This window comes from Paenibacillus sp. FSL H7-0918 (assembly GCF_038007025.1).
GTDB lineage: Bacteria > Bacillota > Bacilli > Paenibacillales > Paenibacillaceae > Paenibacillus_AQ > Paenibacillus_AQ odorifer.
On sequence record NZ_JBBOWJ010000001.1, the window covers coordinates 11962 to 26899 of the forward strand.

26 protein-coding genes are annotated in these 14938 nt (G+C 41.9%); 6 read left to right on the forward strand and 20 right to left on the reverse strand.

The window, feature by feature from the left end; genetic code table 11:
* Positions 1-13 precede the first annotated feature (13 nt).
* The 14 genes from MHI15_RS30735 to MHI15_RS00165 form a co-directional block, all read right to left on the reverse strand.
* Positions 14-202 carry a TraR/DksA C4-type zinc finger protein gene (locus MHI15_RS30735; protein WP_445667992.1) on the reverse strand — a complete coding sequence of 63 codons (189 nt, stop codon included), beginning with the start codon at positions 200-202 and terminating at the stop codon, positions 14-16.
* Positions 192-521 (reverse strand): hypothetical protein, encoded by a 330-nt coding sequence (locus MHI15_RS00105; RefSeq protein WP_076218639.1) that lies wholly within the window; start codon positions 519-521, stop codon positions 192-194. Before MHI15_RS00105 ends, MHI15_RS30735 begins: the two co-directional genes overlap by 11 nt.
* A complete protein-coding gene (locus MHI15_RS00110; RefSeq protein WP_341163954.1) occupies positions 521-1339 on the reverse strand; it encodes a PD-(D/E)XK nuclease-like domain-containing protein in 819 nt (272 codons plus the stop codon). The genes MHI15_RS00105 and MHI15_RS00110 overlap by 1 nt, the downstream gene beginning before the upstream one ends.
* The gene (locus MHI15_RS00115; RefSeq protein WP_341163955.1) at positions 1326-2102 is read right to left on the reverse strand and encodes a RecT family recombinase; all 777 of its coding nucleotides are present in this window, start codon (positions 2100-2102) and stop codon (positions 1326-1328) included. Before MHI15_RS00115 ends, MHI15_RS00110 begins: the two co-directional genes overlap by 14 nt.
* A gap of 3 nt (positions 2103-2105) precedes the next feature.
* Positions 2106-3737: an AAA family ATPase gene (locus MHI15_RS00120; protein WP_076277299.1), complete on the reverse strand. Its 1632-nt coding sequence runs from the start codon at positions 3735-3737 to the stop codon at positions 2106-2108.
* A gap of 87 nt (positions 3738-3824) precedes the next feature.
* Entirely contained in the window at positions 3825-4037 is a 213-nt protein-coding gene (locus MHI15_RS00125; protein ID WP_076316024.1) for a hypothetical protein, read from the reverse strand.
* Positions 4038-4052: 15 nt separating this feature from the next.
* Positions 4053-4325: a hypothetical protein gene (locus MHI15_RS00130; RefSeq protein ID WP_076218644.1), complete on the reverse strand. Its 273-nt coding sequence runs from the start codon at positions 4323-4325 to the stop codon at positions 4053-4055.
* Between the two features lie 108 nt (positions 4326-4433).
* On the reverse strand, positions 4434-4709 hold the full coding sequence (locus tag MHI15_RS00135; RefSeq protein ID WP_341163956.1) for a hypothetical protein: 276 nt from the start codon (positions 4707-4709) through the stop codon (positions 4434-4436).
* Positions 4706-4897 (reverse strand): hypothetical protein, encoded by a 192-nt coding sequence (locus MHI15_RS00140; RefSeq protein ID WP_076275493.1) that lies wholly within the window; start codon positions 4895-4897, stop codon positions 4706-4708. Before MHI15_RS00140 ends, MHI15_RS00135 begins: the two co-directional genes overlap by 4 nt.
* A 163-nt stretch (positions 4898-5060) precedes the next feature.
* On the reverse strand, positions 5061-5315 hold the full coding sequence (locus tag MHI15_RS00145) for a DUF7667 family protein (protein WP_036687892.1): 255 nt from the start codon (positions 5313-5315) through the stop codon (positions 5061-5063).
* Positions 5316-5336: 21 nt separating this feature from the next.
* On the reverse strand, positions 5337-5864 hold the full coding sequence (locus MHI15_RS00150) for a sigma-70 family RNA polymerase sigma factor (protein ID WP_341163957.1): 528 nt from the start codon (positions 5862-5864) through the stop codon (positions 5337-5339).
* Positions 5842-6297 (reverse strand): hypothetical protein, encoded by a 456-nt coding sequence (locus MHI15_RS00155; protein ID WP_341163958.1) that lies wholly within the window; start codon positions 6295-6297, stop codon positions 5842-5844. Before MHI15_RS00155 ends, MHI15_RS00150 begins: the two co-directional genes overlap by 23 nt.
* Complete coding sequence (locus MHI15_RS00160) at positions 6290-7243, reverse strand: ParB N-terminal domain-containing protein (protein ID WP_341163959.1); 954 nt, start codon at positions 7241-7243, stop codon at positions 6290-6292. Before MHI15_RS00160 ends, MHI15_RS00155 begins: the two co-directional genes overlap by 8 nt.
* A 76-nt stretch (positions 7244-7319) precedes the next feature.
* Complete coding sequence (locus MHI15_RS00165) at positions 7320-7574, reverse strand: helix-turn-helix transcriptional regulator (RefSeq protein ID WP_341163960.1); 255 nt, start codon at positions 7572-7574, stop codon at positions 7320-7322.
* A 168-nt stretch (positions 7575-7742) separates the two neighbouring features.
* Here MHI15_RS00165 and MHI15_RS00170 point away from each other — a divergent pair, with 168 nt between their 5' ends.
* On the forward strand, positions 7743-8390 hold the full coding sequence (locus MHI15_RS00170) for a LexA family protein (protein ID WP_341163961.1): 648 nt from the start codon (positions 7743-7745) through the stop codon (positions 8388-8390).
* Positions 8391-8677: 287 nt separating this feature from the next.
* Here MHI15_RS00170 and MHI15_RS00175 read toward each other — a convergent pair whose 3' ends face one another.
* The 3 genes from MHI15_RS00175 to MHI15_RS00185 form a co-directional block, all read right to left on the reverse strand.
* Positions 8678-9373 carry a hypothetical protein gene (locus tag MHI15_RS00175; protein WP_341163962.1) on the reverse strand — a complete coding sequence of 232 codons (696 nt, stop codon included), beginning with the start codon at positions 9371-9373 and terminating at the stop codon, positions 8678-8680.
* 97 nt (positions 9374-9470) lie between these two features.
* The gene (locus MHI15_RS00180; RefSeq protein WP_341163963.1) at positions 9471-9695 is read right to left on the reverse strand and encodes a hypothetical protein; all 225 of its coding nucleotides are present in this window, start codon (positions 9693-9695) and stop codon (positions 9471-9473) included.
* A gap of 25 nt (positions 9696-9720) precedes the next feature.
* Positions 9721-10392 (reverse strand): hypothetical protein, encoded by a 672-nt coding sequence (locus tag MHI15_RS00185; RefSeq protein WP_341163964.1) that lies wholly within the window; start codon positions 10390-10392, stop codon positions 9721-9723.
* Between the two features lie 256 nt (positions 10393-10648).
* Here MHI15_RS00185 and MHI15_RS00190 point away from each other — a divergent pair, with 256 nt between their 5' ends.
* The 3 genes from MHI15_RS00190 to MHI15_RS00200 all read left to right on the forward strand — a co-directional run bounded on the left by MHI15_RS00190 (position 10649) and on the right by MHI15_RS00200 (position 12149).
* The gene (locus tag MHI15_RS00190; RefSeq protein ID WP_341163965.1) at positions 10649-10837 is read left to right on the forward strand and encodes a type II toxin-antitoxin system HicA family toxin; all 189 of its coding nucleotides are present in this window, start codon (positions 10649-10651) and stop codon (positions 10835-10837) included.
* Between the two features lie 37 nt (positions 10838-10874).
* A complete protein-coding gene (locus MHI15_RS00195; protein WP_341163966.1) occupies positions 10875-11297 on the forward strand; it encodes a type II toxin-antitoxin system HicB family antitoxin in 423 nt (140 codons plus the stop codon).
* Between the two features lie 258 nt (positions 11298-11555).
* Positions 11556-12149, forward strand: a complete 594-nt coding sequence (locus MHI15_RS00200) for an Ltp family lipoprotein (protein ID WP_341163967.1) — start codon at positions 11556-11558, stop codon at positions 12147-12149.
* 62 nt (positions 12150-12211) lie between these two features.
* Here the strand turns inward: MHI15_RS00200 and MHI15_RS00205 are convergent, their stop codons facing one another.
* Genes MHI15_RS00205 through MHI15_RS00215 form a run of 3 tightly spaced genes read right to left on the reverse strand, consistent with a single transcriptional unit; the run spans position 12212 to position 12976 of the window.
* The gene (locus tag MHI15_RS00205) at positions 12212-12556 is read right to left on the reverse strand and encodes a YolD-like family protein (RefSeq protein ID WP_341163968.1); all 345 of its coding nucleotides are present in this window, start codon (positions 12554-12556) and stop codon (positions 12212-12214) included.
* Entirely contained in the window at positions 12537-12782 is a 246-nt protein-coding gene (locus MHI15_RS00210; RefSeq protein ID WP_341163969.1) for a LexA family protein, read from the reverse strand. Before MHI15_RS00210 ends, MHI15_RS00205 begins: the two co-directional genes overlap by 20 nt.
* Positions 12779-12976: a hypothetical protein gene (locus MHI15_RS00215; protein ID WP_341163970.1), complete on the reverse strand. Its 198-nt coding sequence runs from the start codon at positions 12974-12976 to the stop codon at positions 12779-12781. The genes MHI15_RS00210 and MHI15_RS00215 overlap by 4 nt, the downstream gene beginning before the upstream one ends.
* A 230-nt stretch (positions 12977-13206) precedes the next feature.
* On the opposite strand from MHI15_RS00215, the gene MHI15_RS00220 reads away from it, so the two are divergent.
* Both MHI15_RS00220 and MHI15_RS00225 read left to right on the forward strand, forming a co-directional pair.
* Complete coding sequence (locus tag MHI15_RS00220; protein WP_341163971.1) at positions 13207-13986, forward strand: hypothetical protein; 780 nt, start codon at positions 13207-13209, stop codon at positions 13984-13986.
* A 68-nt stretch (positions 13987-14054) separates the two neighbouring features.
* A complete protein-coding gene (locus tag MHI15_RS00225) occupies positions 14055-14918 on the forward strand; it encodes an ATP-dependent DNA ligase (protein WP_341163972.1) in 864 nt (287 codons plus the stop codon).
* Positions 14919-14938: the final 20 nt, after the last annotated feature.

The window sequence follows — 14938 nt, forward strand, 5'->3', positions numbered from 1 at the left end:
CCACACCTCAATTTCATCGTTTTTTGATTCTATATTTCCGATCCTTGCGATCTCTACCGCTTGTCAGCTCACCATAGCAGCGAGGACATACCCGAGTGCGTCCAATGTATACCTCTCGTTCTGGATTAATCTCTTGACCACACACCTTGCAATCTGGACTGAGGACGTGTATCTCTACTTGTACGGCGGGTTCATTGCTCATAGAGCTGATCCCTAAAATCTACCGCCCACTGTTTTCCATCCTTCGTGTAATCAATCCAGTTGTGGCAGGTCCCAGTATTGACACTAGGACCGCAGAGCATTGCCACATCTTTCACCGTCGTTTTACCGTCGATCTGCCAGCGCCTGATAAGATGGGCACACTGTAAGCCTTTGATGCTTCCACAACGCTCACAGCGTCCACCTGATCGCTCCATAGCTGCGTTGTAGACCTCGTTGCTAATTGCTCCACGTTGTTTGGCTGTGGGCTTATTACGTTTATTCGCTGGCTTCGGCACCGGGTGGAAACCGAAGGCGCTCATTAGTACAGGCTCAATTCTTGAAAGTGTTTGATGCGACTAATCTTCTTCGTTTGACGGCAGTACTCGCACTTTTCGCAGCGTACCGGTTCTACCTTCCCTGACTTAACTTCCTTCACTCTTTCAATGTGATTTCCAACAATCCGCAAGTGAGCAGCGATTGCATCATAATCGAAATAAAGGATTTCATGATCCGGTGGGTCTTGCTTGGTTACAACAACCATGTGAGGCAGCAACCAATCCTCTTCTTTGCGTCCAGATACTTTCCGTTCAACCTCGGCATATACAGACATCTGAATGATGTAGCCGTAGTGATCAAGGAAGTTCTCATAAGCCTGAGCCTCGCGGTTCCAAAACTTCCCGTCCATCTCTTTCATGGTTTTTAAATCAGCGAATATTTTATGTTCAGGTTGGTAACTGTCCAGCATGACCTTCCAAGGGATACCGAACATTTCCGTGGTCATTATGACCTCTTTCTTTCCAGCCAATGCCTTCATTACCAAAGGATCATTCTCTAGGACCTCGATCATTTTATTGCAGTGTTGAAAGTTTGATTTAAGCTGCCCGGCTGTCGGACCACGGCTGCTGTACAACTCTGGATTTTCAGCTTTGAATTCTGCCAGAGTACCCTCATTCCACGCATGGACATAATGCCCTTCCATAAAAGCTGTGACAGAAGGTTGTACATATTCGCCGCTGATCTTTGCCATTGCCTGAGCCTCACAACCCCCATAGGAGGGAAGGAAGCTCTTGAACTGGCTCACGCTCATATAGTGACGGTTGGCTTCTTGGCTGAAATAGTTTGATTTATTCAGTTCCATCAGTCGCGCCCTCCCCGACCTCTGTAAACTCTGCGTCGATCACAGTTGATTTAGGATTCAGTGGGCTTTCCTGTGCTGGGCGTGTTTCTTTGTTGTAATCAAAGTCACCGCCATCTTCGAAGGCTTGTTTTGCTTCGATGGTATCAAAGTCGAGTTGAATGTTTTTGCAGAGCCTCCGGAGTACAGTCTTTTTCTGCATCTCCCCAGGACTCTTTGTCCATGACGGACCATTAGCTTGCTTAGAATAGTTCTTTCTGGTTGCTTCAATCTCGTCCACACTCATGGAGTCGCAATCCATCCCACCATCTTTATACAAGACAACAGCATAAGCCCCGATTACCTTTCCATTATTGAATCCCTCTGGAGGACGATGCTGGATAGTACGCTGACCGTCTTTAACTTCTTTGAGGAAAAAATCCCCTTCACGTACAAGTTCAGCATAGATGTTCAAAACTGGACGAACGCTGTATTTCTGAGCAAGCTTAATTTCGCCTTTATAGTCCGTTTGAAATGTGCATTTCCCGCCGTAAATGATGGGATAGCACTCTTTGTTCATGAAATCCAACCCAAGGAAGGCACCCTTCAGTAAGGTTCTTGCAACACTGCTGGCATCGCATTTGTCAATGTTGTCAGTGTCCTGAAGAACAGCCATGCTGTTTTGAATAAAGCGAGTCTTATTGAAATTTTTGGGCATTGCATCTTGTTTGTCCTCGATCATTTTTATTAGCTTGTCATTAATCGCAAGTAACTGAGTGTTTGACATTCCTTATCCCTCCACAATTTCGATATTCAGATCTTTGCCCTCAACTGTGGAGAGCAAGAAGTATTGGTAATCATCGTGTTGAGCGTTCTCCAAAATCGATTGTTGCTTGCTTCCAAGGTTTTGATAACCATCAATGCAGATTACCTTTAGCGGACCTGACTGAGCCTTAGCAAGCTTAAATGCGAAGTCCAGCGCCTCCCCTTCAGATAATCCATCGATAAGTGTGCCATCAATCCGGATACGTCCTTTATCATCTACAGTCAATCCATCCACTGGCAGCGCAGCTGTCTTAAGCAATTCTTTCGGCAGCTCGCGCGCCTTCTCAATCTTTGAAGTTAGGTCAGCGGACCGCGCTTCTTTCGGAGACAACTTTTCACGAATGATATCGCTCATCCGTTCCCACTCTCGAAGATACTCTTTCATCTCAGCCGCTTTATGAGCAGCAGCTTGTAACGGCTCTGGGTCAATCCATTCAACATCTGCAATCACTTGCTCAGCATCGCCTGACTTCGCTTTCTCTGCCGAAATTAGGCTGGCTTCGTGATCTTTGATCTTCTCCAGATCCTTGCGCTCATGCTCCGCGATATTATTAAGTGAAGAAGACTTTTCTGCGATCAATTGGCGGTGCTCGCTGACATATCCCTTATTCAGTTCAACCTCACGTTGGACATCTTCCCGGACGTTGAGTTTTTTCTGTTGATATTGAAGTTTGAGGCGTTCAATCGCCTGCTCCATTTCGTTGTCCAATTGCAGGGACGCATCTGCGATTCGGCGGTCAGCATCGTCAATGATCTTTTGATCCTGCTCGATACGCTCCTCTAACCGCTTGATGCTGTCTTGCAGTGTGTCGCGTTGTCTCCGATAACCTAGAACCTTTTCTTCTGTAGCGTTAGCAGAGCGCTGCTTTATGTCCTCTATTCGCAACGTCAATCCATCAATTAATGTCTTCGCCTCTTCCAACTTCTTATTGGATTCCTGAGCATCGGACAGTTTGCGGTAAAGCTTCTGCAGGTCAACCCCACGCCACTCTTCGCCATCATAGTTCGGCGGAAGGTCTCGCTTAATCCCTTCGATGTTTGCTCGTAATAGATTGATCTCACGGTTAATGCTGGAACGTTCTTCGAAATATGCTGATTCGATCTGCTGCAGGATTTGCAGGATATGAAGCTGATAGTCCGCCTCAGGTAGTTCTCCAAACCATGATTTGATATCTTCAACTGTCCAATCAATTTGCAGCATGTTGAGAATAATTTTGGTCTGCTCTTTAGCATCTTTCTGTACAAACTCAATCGGTCGGAAAATATCACCATTAATCAGCTTGCGTAGGAAAGCTTCTGTGCTGCTAACTGCCTTGCTATCATGCTTAACCTTGAGATAGTCCGCCTTTTCCGATCTAACCTTGCGGGTGATCTGGAGACCGTCCGTCAGCTCTACAAACAATTCAGCCTCTTCATGTCCGTGGCTGATAACTTCTGTACGCCGACTATTATTGGTCAGTGCCTTTTCCAGCGCCTCTATCAAACTTGTTTTTCCGGCGCCTGAGTCACCATCAACTTTATTTATTTTGCCGGGAGATACTTCTAGTTCGCTGATCCCTAGCCAATCCGTGATTTTAATCCGTTTGATATGCAGCATCTTTACAGCCTCCTGATTTTTGTGTTATAGTGACCGTGAATTTTTGAATAAGTGTTTGACTAACGTCCCCGGTTGCAGCCAGGGGCGTTATTTGTTATTTTCACCGTTGAGACCACCCAGAACGCCTTGCGTGGCAACGATGTGAAGTGCCTGCGACTCCGAAAAGCCTGATTTAACAAGTTCCAAGAAGTACGCTCTGTGAGCTTTTGCTACTGCTCCATATGCGCCTAGTAATGCTGGTAAAGCCTTCGTCAGCGAATCAGCAGCCAATTCGAACTCCATTCTTTCATGTGGTTTCATTTAACAAGTTCCTCCTTATAGGGCAGCCAGTTCTTCCTCAAGCTGCTGGATTTCTTCGTTGATTGCTTCGACCGCGAATGTTTTGATATTCGCAACCACTCTGGCTGATGCACGGCGACCACTGTACCCCACAGAATCCAAGGTCACTCCGTTATCTCTCCACGAGAATTTGATCTCTTCGGCATTAATCAGTCGCTCAGCTTGCTTGCTTAATTCATCGATCTTGTTGACAATTACAGTGGCTTTCTTAGTGCGATCGGTCATGTACTCCAGTGTTTTTCTGTCCATCGTTTTGCCCCGCTTTCTCCTGTTTTTGGGCTCAAAACCCCATTTTTGGCAAAAAAATAATAGGCCTTGGAGATTTCGCCGTTTTTTAGACCTGCCGATTAACCTTGTTCACCTCCCTTTACGTCTACTTGATCTCCTGTCTTTCGCAATTGTAGAATCACTAGGGTAACCTATATTCACCTTCTGAACTGGCACATGTCCCTCTAGATTCTTATTGGCTGCTTGAGGATCGTATCCGATACTTTGCGGCTTGCCGTATTTCCCAAACAACTCTTTGCGCTCCATGTTATGAGCCGTGCGACAATGATTTACTGTGATTACATCACCTGTATGACCGCAATTGGGATAAGGACATCTGACTGTGCTGCAAATGATTACTGTCATACGCACACCGCCAGTTGTTCCACAGGCGTTGCCCATAAAGTTAGTACAGCATCACGATGTTTGCGGCGTTCCTTGATAGCAAACTGTTCAGTTTCAGCATCGCCTCGCCATTGAGCGTCTTTCTGAACACTTAGCCAGTAAGCCATTTCTTGGCGGTGAAATCTGAGAGCGTCTTTTTTCTCATTCATGCCATTCCCCCCAGTTCTAATTGCAATGACTCAACCGCCACTAACATTCCTGCATTCCCAGACCAATATCTCCGTGCTCTGTCGATAAAACCCTGCATTTGCTCTCTAGTTCATCCCCGTCGTTTGCAATCCTGTAAAACATTTGATAAATCAGTTGATGCGCTCATTTCAGTTGTGCCTCCCATTCAATCAATTTATCAGTGAAGTGCTGCGCCAGATCCATGTTTCCTGTACAATGCGCCGCTAATGTCGCTTCTTTAATGCCGTCCACTTGCTGGACGATGTTCAAGTTATCCATGAGTAAGGGCATAATCAGTGCTAGTTCTGCTTCTCCGATGATAAGCTCGCCTTTAATGTTGCTATTCATGTAAGTAATGCGAGCTAAAGCGCGATGTGTAGGATGGATGAATACTGCCATTTGCAGGACCTCCATTCGTACTCAGATTAAATTCAACTTTGAGTTGTTCTCGTAATAGGCACGAGCTTTAGACAGTATCCGTGAAATATATGAGGGAGTGTACCCCATCTCTTCAACAGCTTCCCGCTGTGAAAAACCTCTAAACAGAAGTGATACCAATTGTCTTTGTTTGGCTGGCATTTGCTCCAAAACTACTGAATCGATCTCCAGATAAGATGTATCAGGTTCCCAGTGACCAACCAAATTCCACCAGTCAGGGATTGCATCCAAGCTCAGATACCGACTACTAATGCGCCGAGTTTTACGAAGATAACCCAACATTTCATTGGTGATGCAATGGCTGGCGTAAGTTGCAAATTTATATCCTTTGGTTTCGTCGAAGGAACGAGCTGCCTTGATAAGACCAATAGATCCTTCCTGAAAGAGTTCCAGATACTCCACACCTGTTGTCTTGTTGATTTTATGAGCGATTGATCCAACCAGTCCCATGTTGTTTTGAATCAATTCGTCCGCCGTCAGTTGTCGTTCAGGTATTGCGGTTGCGCTCATTGGGATGCCCCTCCTCCAGTTCTTCGAAATCAAAGGTCAAAGCTTCGTCTGATTGATTCACAATTTTTTCAATACGATCCGCTGCCTTTTTAATCAACTTATCCGATCCGTCCCGATTCTTGGACATGTTACGTATTTGTTTCTCGAGAACTTCGACATCGTTACAGATATCAATCATCTGATAAACCATCCGGCGCTGTTCACCCTCGGGTGAATCGTTATAAGCAGCTAGCCGCCGGACACCTTCACTGTCCTTAAAACTGCGAAGTAATTGACGTCCCTTATCGTTCCAGGCATCATCAATTGCCTTCTTTTCATCCAGTACAATCCGTTCTTTCAGAAAGGCTACCGCATCAGCAAGAGTTATTTTTTTGTGAAGATGCCCCAAAACGAAATCCGTCCGATCCTCCCGAACCAATCTGTACTTAGCCACGACCTTTCACCACCTTTCGAGGACCCTTCAGTGCATCTTTCATTTTGGAATGAAGCCGCTGAAGTTCTTCAATACCGCGCTGAACTTGACTTGCCGAAACATCAATAACGATTCGGTCAGTTTGTAACTCTATCCACGATAGCCAACGCTCCTCCGTTACTGCACCCGACATTCTTCCAGCGGCATCAATGATGTTGTCCACAACCCGTTTTTGTTTGTACTGCTCATCAATCAGTTGCTGGTGGAGTGCCGAACGTTTCTCTTCAGCAGCGATGTTCTCCAGCGTTTTCTGAGCGACTTCAGGCGGTGCGCTCCGTAACTTCTCAGCTCCTTGAATAACCACATCTGCTGGAAGCTTTGCCTCCCCAAGGATTGGAAACTCATTCACTGCCTTCTGGTAAAGCTCTACCTTGTCTGGGTTTTTAGCGGTTTTAATGGCTTCCTTTTTTCCTAGAGATTCAAGTGCCGGGAATTGTTCGACAGCTGCAACATGGCTTCTTGCTTGACTGAGTGTAGGCTGTGGTACGCCTATAAGTTCAGCAACCTTTTCCTCAGAATCCGGCTTTTGTGGTCTGCCCATCGACTTTTCATTACTGAGCAATGAAAAGTCGTCTTTTAAGACTTCCTTTGCGGCATCCGCGAGTTCAACGAGATTTTTCGAAGCCTCGAACTCCGTTAGTGCCTTGCGCTTCGTGTTCTCCTCCAACTCAATCAACCGCTTTTCTTTGTCAGTAAGATCAGATATTGTCTTGGTCTCAACTTCCTCCCGACCCAGCAACTTGTGAGCTTCCAAGCGGCGATGTCCAGCAATCAGGTTGCCTGACTCATCAATAACTATGGGATGCAATAAACCGCGAGCTCGAATACTCTCTGCCAGCCCCGCTATGTCTCCCATATCCTCCCGAATGCGACTACCAATGTTGATTTTGTGTATTGGCGTAATCATGTGTTCGTCATCCTTTCTTACTAAATCGTATGAACATATATTGTGTGTACTGTGTGCTGTACGATGTTACTACGAATTATTGGGTGTTTTTTTGATTTTCTAGCGGGATGCCAGCATTATATCGTGTCTCCTGGAGACACCCCGCCTCATAAAAATTTTCGATTGGAATCTGAAAGAGTTGACTCAATTTAAAAACCTCATCAACATAGAATCGCACATGACCATTTTCTTTTCTCGAATATGTGGTTATCGATAGACCTAACTCTTTCGCAGCTTCTTTAGCTTGAATTCCTGAGTTCACCCTTGCTGCCTTAACGCTGATCTTAAGCATTCGTTCACCTCCTATTTCAGTACATCGTGTCTTCTGAAGACACCCCTAGATTAGCACCTGTTTTAGACATCGTCAACCCCTAAAAGACACATAAATATATTTTACTTGTATAAAGTGTCTTTTAAAGGTTATACTAAAAATCAAACAATAGATGAAGGAGATTTTCAAATGACTGGTGTAGAAGATAAAAAAAATTTTTATATCGTAGTTGGTAAAAACATCAAAAAATACCGAGACATTAGAAATTACAGCCTTCAGATATTAGCTGAAAAAGTTGGGATTACCAAAAAGACTGTCCAACGCTATGAGCACGGTGAACATAAATTTGATATGGACCGCCTTAAAGCTTTAGCGCTAGCTCTTGATGTAACTGTTAATCAACTGACAGAGGGCGCCTATACATATATGGGGGAAGAACAAACTGAACCAGAAAACATAAATTTGCCAATTGTAGGTAAAATCTCTTGCGGAAATGGAGTTTTAGCGTATGAATCCATAGAGGGATATGAAACAACACCTCGTTCTTGGATCAACGGTGGTGAATACTTTTACTTAAGAGCTCGGGGAAACAGCATGAACGGAGCCCGAATTTTTGAAGGTGATCTACTATTAATCAGAAAACAAGAGGAAGTTGAAGATGGAGAAATAGCAGCCGTCCTTATTGATGACGAAGCAGTATTAAAGAAAGTGTATAGACAAGGAAATACACTTGTGTTGCAATCGGCTAACCCAGACTATCCACCTATTATTTGTGGCGATTCAGGTTCTAATATTCGTATAATCGGGAAACTTAAAAAAGTTGTTATTAATTTTTAATTGTAATAATAAAAGAACATTCCTTCTAATAATGGCGGGATGTTCTTTTATTCGTCCAGATGAGTTATTTTAATAATTATAATAAACATGCAAACATTGTAGAGATTCATAGTGACTATTTCCTTATTCTATTAGACTTACCTTTTAAATTATTATTAAACATAGGGTGATCACAAAGCTCAAGTAGTCTATGAACTAATAACATTTTGGGGTGCAGTTCATTTTATATAGTACCAAATAAAAAAAACCGCACCTCTTATTGGATCGCGGACCTTCTTACTTTTCATCTATTTTATGAACTTATGCTTAAAAAAGATCGCACATTGATCTGCTGTTATATTAGTACCTCCTTCCTGAAAATACATTAAGTTATCTGGATTCTTGTTGTGCCCCTTATCATTTGGAGCTGGATCTGGATCACTAAAATTACTTAGAATATGACCAACTTCATGAGCCAAAGTATACGGACCTGCTTTTTCTGTAATTAGAACCAGTGCACATGGATTTTCTCCATTATCTACAAAAGATTTTCCTATTCGTTTACTATTCGAATCTTCATTTAATGAAATGTAATCACCTCTAAGATACCAAACCAAAATATCTGTTTCAGGAAAATAAGCCTTTTCTTTATTCCTCTCATCCAAAATTGTTTTGGCCTTAGTTAAGTCTAATGGAATTTCCTCCGCTTTCAAAAATTTCGTACTGGATGTCCCTACCATATTCCAGCTACTCCAAACCATTCTGAGTTTAAGCCTCTTTCCACATTGTGAAGCGAATAACGATTCAAATGCATTTAAATGATCTATAACTCTTTTTTTTATTTCCTCTGGTAAATTGCTCGGATCAGGAAATGGTTTGGGGTCAGGATGGGAAGCTAATAAAAATACATTTATGTACTTACAATCAGGTATTGGAGACCTAGGGTGCCTGCCATTAACAACCTGCGGTTTTACTTGAGGTAAACTAAATCCTATATCACTCATATTTTTCAACTCCCTTTTTTTTGTTATGATTACCTAACTACATAAATTCTATGCAAAAACAAGCCCACCGACCGTTAAGGTTAGTGAGCTTGTTTTGTTACTTGGACATAGAAATATGTGTCCTAAATTCATGCGCTGTCCGAGTATAGTATGTATCAGCAATCTTAACAAAATCAGGCGTATACTTTTGTATTACTCCTCCGTAATCTATGATGCTATCAGGGGCGTCCTCGCCAACTTGCACAACATAAACCCTCACTTGCGCCAATGCTGCAGCAAGTAAGTCTGCATCGCTGGTAATAACCTTATATTTAGCACTCAAACGATCACTCCTACAAAAAAAGCATCTAAAAATTATCCACCTTATGTTTCTCCATCAATTTATTTATCGTTAGATATTTTTCGTCTAATACTTTTCTTTCCTCTATATTTCTATGGAATAAATCTTTAAAGACAAAATTTTGGACATTAGTATTTACGTCCATTAAACATGCAAAAAAATCTAGAAGTCGATCATGTGTAATTGCAATAGAATTAACAAGTCCCGCCCGCTGTTCCTCTTTAAATTCTATCCCTTCATTTAGGGAATAATGGAATGCATTGTATCCCATATAGCAATTATTAATAATCATGATCATTTCTTTAAATTCTTCCTGTAGAGCATATCTTTGTTTTACAAGTGGAATAAATACAATTTCATATTGTTCCCATGCATAAGAAAACTCTAAGTACGAACTACTCGCAATGTTTTTAAGGTTTTCAAACTCTCTCTCCTTATATGATCTTAGTAAATAGTTCATATCAGCTTGGTATAATATTGATTCCACTTGTAAGCTTTCTAGATGTCTCCTCGTAATATCAAGATACGTACAAAAATCAGAATTTTTTCTAATAGCATTATAAAGTGGATCCTTTATGAAATTGAAGGCACTAATATATGTAGTGATTCGCTTATCTCTAATTACATTTTTCTGACCCAATTTATATACATAAATCCAACCAGTTACTGTTACGGTCATTGGTATAATAACTCCTAATAACCATTTAATATTATCTCCAGTTATATACCCCAGCATCTCTGTATTCCCAACCTTCCCTAATGCAGATTATTCATTTGTATAATCTGAATATAATAGTTATGGAACATTCTGTAAACGGTAAAAAACAAACGCTCTAAGTCATGGGCTTTTTGCTCCCTCACTAAATAGTACGTGTTTTTTATACGTTGACACGTATTATAAATACGTATATAATATAAGTATAAGGAGGGTTGAGATGAAGTCATATAGTTCAAGGGAAATCATTAAAATTCTCGAAGTAGATGGATGGTACATAGTAGGAGTACATGGCAGCCACCATTACTTCAAACATCCAAGCAAGCCGGGGAAAATAACAGTACCACATCCTAGAGCAAGCTTTCCTCCCAAAACACAAAAGAGTATCCTAAAATCAGCAGGGTTGTAGGGGCGCAAGCCCCTCTCCCCCAAGGAGGTTAATATAAATGAGTAAGAAAGATGTTTATCGCTACTGGGCGCTGCTAGACACAGCAGACGAAGGAATCTCTGTTCGTTTTCCCGATCTGCCCGGATGTCTGACTTCCAGTGATACAGCTGAAGAAGCACACGCCGCAGCACGTGAAGCTCTTGAGGGGTTTATGTATGTGATGGAGCAAGACAATGACCCTATTCCTTCACCATCTGTACTCGGTGATATCTTGAAGCAAGCAGATCCGACAGAGGCCGCCTGTGAAGTTCAGGTCTATATGCCAATTGTTAGGGATGCAATGGAAGCTAAAGCTGTAAAAAAAACACTGACGGTGCCGAAGTGGTTAAACGATGAGGCTGAAAAACAGCATCTGAACTTTAGCCAAGTATTGCAAGAGGGATTGAAACGAAGTCTTGGAATCGAAAAGCAACGCATTTAATTAGATACCTCCTTGCACATATTCCTATAATATAGGATATAGGATGATTCGCAGGACTACCTAATACACCGCCTGATGATGACCGGATGGGCATCGGTCGAAACCATTTTGCGCTACGGCGCAGGATGGTCGCGGGAACCCAACTGGCTTCGCAAAGTTCTTCTTCACATATATTGATCTTTGTAAATTACATAGATTACCATCCCTTTATCTGGTAAACTGTTTTTGTCATTTATTATCAAAATTAGGGGGAACATCATGAAGAAGCCGATTTATAAGAAATGGTGGTTTTGGTTAGTACTGATCCTTGTAATTGGATGGATAGGAAGCTTGGGTGGAGATAAAGAACCTACTACTCTTGCAGACCCTGAACCTACCGTCCAAGCCGAAACTGTTATCACCAAAGAAACAGAAAAACCAGCTGCGACACCAACCGAAGAAGATAAAAAAGTTAAAGAAGCTGCTGAAAAAGCAGATGCCGAGAAAAAGGCTAAGGAAGAAGCAGCAGCTAAAGCTGAGGCTGAAGCCAAGGCAAAAGAGGAAAGTGTCCCTAGAGAATATAAAGCGGCATTAAAAAAAGCAGGATCATATGCAGAAACTTTGAATATGTCAAAGGCAGGCATTTACGATCAGTTGACTTCTGAATATGGAGCAAATTTTCCTCCAGAAGCCGCTCAATATGCCATCGACAACATTGTAGTTGACTGGAAAGAAAATGCATTGAAATCTGCACAATCATACGCAGAAACGTTGGATATGTCAGATTCCGCCATTTATGATCAATTGATTTCAGACTATGGTGCGCAATTCACTGCGGAAGAAGCGCAATACGCGATAGATAATTTAAAATAAACAAAGCCCTACCGACCATATATAGGTTAGTAGGGCTTTGTTATAATTCATTTGGGGTTTCACTATATATTTGCGCTGACAACATCCTCTAAATTAATCCAATCCCAATCATCACCTTGACGAAACTTTATCTGATTAAGCTGCTGATCTACTCTCATAACTATTCCATGTATCTGCATATCCTCATACTCTTTAAACACCGTTAACGTGATCGGGCTACAATCTTCTAATGATTGAGCTAACACCTGAGAAATCTCAACCATCGCCTGAGGATCTAAATCGGGCTTTTTACGGGTCTCCTCATTCAACGCATCGTCCAGAATCCTGATTTTATGCTCAGGCATAATCATCCGACTTCCCTCCCAAAGTCCATTACCTTCAAGTTTCTTACGCTGTTGTGGTTTCATTGTCATCGTCGACTCCCTTAATAACTCTCAACGCTCGTGGCATGTTCTTACCTCTCTGTATGTACCCCTTAATCTCTAGGCGTTCCATGTGCGCATGTATTACCGCTGTAGATGACAATCCTACCTCCTTAGCGAGTTCACGTAACGTTGGTGGATAGTGATTGATTTCGATCATCTTAATTAATGATCTGAGTATTTCTTTTTCTTTATCCGTTAATGGCTTCATGCAATTGCTCCTTTATCACTTGCCTGCCAAGCTAATATACTTTCCGCTAGAAATACTCTTGGCGCTCCTGTATTTAAGCATGTTGCGCGAATCTTCCCGTCCTTTATGCCTTTAATATCAATTTTACGCTGAGTAATCTTGCCGACTTTATCTAAGTAAACAATTTCAATGGTTTGACCAATCTGCATATGCATGTTATATCTCCAAAAAAAGAACGTATGTTTGCATTATAACTAAATGTGTCTTCAATATGCAATTAGTAAATTAGTACAAATTACGCTTAACGTAATCTTTTAAAATAAACAAGTAGTTCGGAAGTTAAGATTAGGTTTATAACACATAATTCAATATATAGTAATTATTGTTTAGATTTTCCTTTTCGAGTTCTGTATGCTAGAGAAAATAATATAAAGGGGATTTAATTGTGAAAAAAATATGTGTTATTTTTAGTTTTTTGTTAGTTTTTATGACTTTACAAGCTTCACTGGTATCAGCCTCGGTCATTCCATCTGGAGGTACCGCAATATCGAGTAGTAATGCTCCAGGTACAAACCCTGAGTATGCTTTTGACGGAAAGTTCATAGATGAAGCCAATCAGAGCGTTCCATTTTGGCAATCCTCTCCTAATATTAGTACCAAGGGTATTGCCTATGTAGGCTATGATTTTGGTTCAGGTAAAGAGGTAACTGTAAGTACAATTACAGTTCAACAGCATCCGAGAGTAGGCTTTTCAGTTTCAAGCGTCATTGTTCAAAAACTAAATAATGGGGTTTGGGAGGATGTTGGTGCATATGACGTAAAAATGTATGAAACCTCAATCATTGAATTACCTCAGCAAATTACAACTCAAGGATTGAGACTTATGGCCAATTCAAATGTTTCGAGAGAATGGGCTGTTGTCGAAATAGATCTTGGGCTACCAGATATTACAAACCCAACTGAACCTTCGTCACCAGAACCAAGTGACAGAGCTATATTAGTCGTAACGATGACTAATGGACTTGAGAAGGAATATGATCTCCCTATGTCCGAAGTGGAAGCATTCATAAATTGGTACGATGCTCGTGATGCAGGAAGAGGCCCGGGTTTATATGGAATAGATAAGCATACAAACAATAAAGGTCCGTTCAGCAAACGTAAAGACTACTTTGTATTCGATAAAATACTTACATTTGAAGTAAGTGAGTACACCTTAACAAAATAGTTTTTCCCATCACTTACCTCCTCTATCCTTTGTAGCTACGAGCTATAATTGGATGAAGGAGGCTCTATATGTTTATATCACCTATGTTATTACAAACTGCTACTGGACCATTTAGTCACAGCGATTTCATATATGAACCAAAGATAGATGGACATCGTCTTATTTATTCTCAAGAGTTCGGTAAGGTCCGGTTATATACACGGCACGATAATGATTGCACTCGGCAGTATCCTGAATTACACCTTCCATTTGCGGACGATGTTGTTTTGGATGGTGAAATAGCCTGTGTTGATCCTACAACCGGAGTATCAGATTTCGAATCTGTTATGAGTCGTTTTCAGACAAGACGAGCAGAGAAAATAGTAAAACTCACCGGGACGCTCCCAGCATATTATGCCATCTTTGATATATTGATGTACAAAGGCAAGGACCTGCGCGGGTTGCCCTTGATGAGCCGTAAGGATATACTGGCGGGGTTAACTCTGCCATCTAATAGCTTTGGAGTAGTACCTCATGTGGAAGGTGCTGGAGAGGCGTTATTTGAACAGATCGAAACTCGTGGTATGGAAGGCGTAGTGGGTAAACGTAGAAATAGCGTATACGAGACTGGCCGCCGCTCTCAGGCATGGCAAAAGGTCATCAACTGGACTTATGCTGATGTTTTTATAACCGGATATCGTAAACAGGAATTTGGTTGGCTGGCTGCTGTTCCATCCGGTACATCTGGGAAATTACGTCCAGCCGGGATTATAGAACTCGGCGCGTCACCGATCCATAAGCAGGCATTTAGAGGCGTTGCCCAGCAGCTTGTAAAAGGCGAGGATAAGGATTTTGTACATCTTGAACCAAGATTACGAGCAAAGGTAAGAATGAGGAATTGGACCAAATCAGGCATGCTTCGAAGCCCAGTATTTACGGAATTTATCGTATAAACAAAAATAGACCCGTCAGG

Coding starts and splice junctions, on each gene's coding strand:
- MHI15_RS00145 (WP_036687892.1), bottom strand. CDS start 5,315: ATGGCAGTATTCATCCATCCTACACATCGCGCTTTAGCTCGCATTACT.
- MHI15_RS00120 (WP_076277299.1), bottom strand. CDS start 3,737: ATGCTGCATATCAAACGGATTAAAATCACGGATTGGCTAGGGATCAGC.
- MHI15_RS00175 (WP_341163962.1), bottom strand. CDS start 9,373: ATGAGTGATATAGGATTTAGTTTACCTCAAGTAAAACCGCAGGTTGTT.
- MHI15_RS00225 (WP_341163972.1), top strand. CDS start 14,055: ATGTTTATATCACCTATGTTATTACAAACTGCTACTGGACCATTTAGT.
- MHI15_RS00195 (WP_341163966.1), top strand. CDS start 10,875: ATGAGTAAGAAAGATGTTTATCGCTACTGGGCGCTGCTAGACACAGCA.
- MHI15_RS00215 (WP_341163970.1), bottom strand. CDS start 12,976: ATGCATATGCAGATTGGTCAAACCATTGAAATTGTTTACTTAGATAAA.
- MHI15_RS00115 (WP_341163955.1), bottom strand. CDS start 2,102: ATGTCAAACACTCAGTTACTTGCGATTAATGACAAGCTAATAAAAATG.
- MHI15_RS00190 (WP_341163965.1), top strand. CDS start 10,649: ATGAAGTCATATAGTTCAAGGGAAATCATTAAAATTCTCGAAGTAGAT.
- MHI15_RS00125 (WP_076316024.1), bottom strand. CDS start 4,037: ATGAAACCACATGAAAGAATGGAGTTCGAATTGGCTGCTGATTCGCTG.
- MHI15_RS00110 (WP_341163954.1), bottom strand. CDS start 1,339: ATGGAACTGAATAAATCAAACTATTTCAGCCAAGAAGCCAACCGTCAC.
- MHI15_RS00130 (WP_076218644.1), bottom strand. CDS start 4,325: ATGGACAGAAAAACACTGGAGTACATGACCGATCGCACTAAGAAAGCC.
- MHI15_RS00135 (WP_341163956.1), bottom strand. CDS start 4,709: ATGACAGTAATCATTTGCAGCACAGTCAGATGTCCTTATCCCAATTGC.
- MHI15_RS00105 (WP_076218639.1), bottom strand. CDS start 521: ATGAGCGCCTTCGGTTTCCACCCGGTGCCGAAGCCAGCGAATAAACGT.
- MHI15_RS00165 (WP_341163960.1), bottom strand. CDS start 7,574: ATGCTTAAGATCAGCGTTAAGGCAGCAAGGGTGAACTCAGGAATTCAA.
- MHI15_RS00210 (WP_341163969.1), bottom strand. CDS start 12,782: ATGAAGCCATTAACGGATAAAGAAAAAGAAATACTCAGATCATTAATT.
- MHI15_RS00160 (WP_341163959.1), bottom strand. CDS start 7,243: ATGATTACGCCAATACACAAAATCAACATTGGTAGTCGCATTCGGGAG.
- MHI15_RS00140 (WP_076275493.1), bottom strand. CDS start 4,897: ATGAATGAGAAAAAAGACGCTCTCAGATTTCACCGCCAAGAAATGGCT.
- MHI15_RS00205 (WP_341163968.1), bottom strand. CDS start 12,556: ATGAAACCACAACAGCGTAAGAAACTTGAAGGTAATGGACTTTGGGAG.
- MHI15_RS00150 (WP_341163957.1), bottom strand. CDS start 5,864: ATGAGCGCAACCGCAATACCTGAACGACAACTGACGGCGGACGAATTG.
- MHI15_RS00200 (WP_341163967.1), top strand. CDS start 11,556: ATGAAGAAGCCGATTTATAAGAAATGGTGGTTTTGGTTAGTACTGATC.
- MHI15_RS30735 (WP_445667992.1), bottom strand. CDS start 202: ATGAGCAATGAACCCGCCGTACAAGTAGAGATACACGTCCTCAGTCCA.
- MHI15_RS00170 (WP_341163961.1), top strand. CDS start 7,743: ATGACTGGTGTAGAAGATAAAAAAAATTTTTATATCGTAGTTGGTAAA.
- MHI15_RS00185 (WP_341163964.1), bottom strand. CDS start 10,392: ATGACCGTAACAGTAACTGGTTGGATTTATGTATATAAATTGGGTCAG.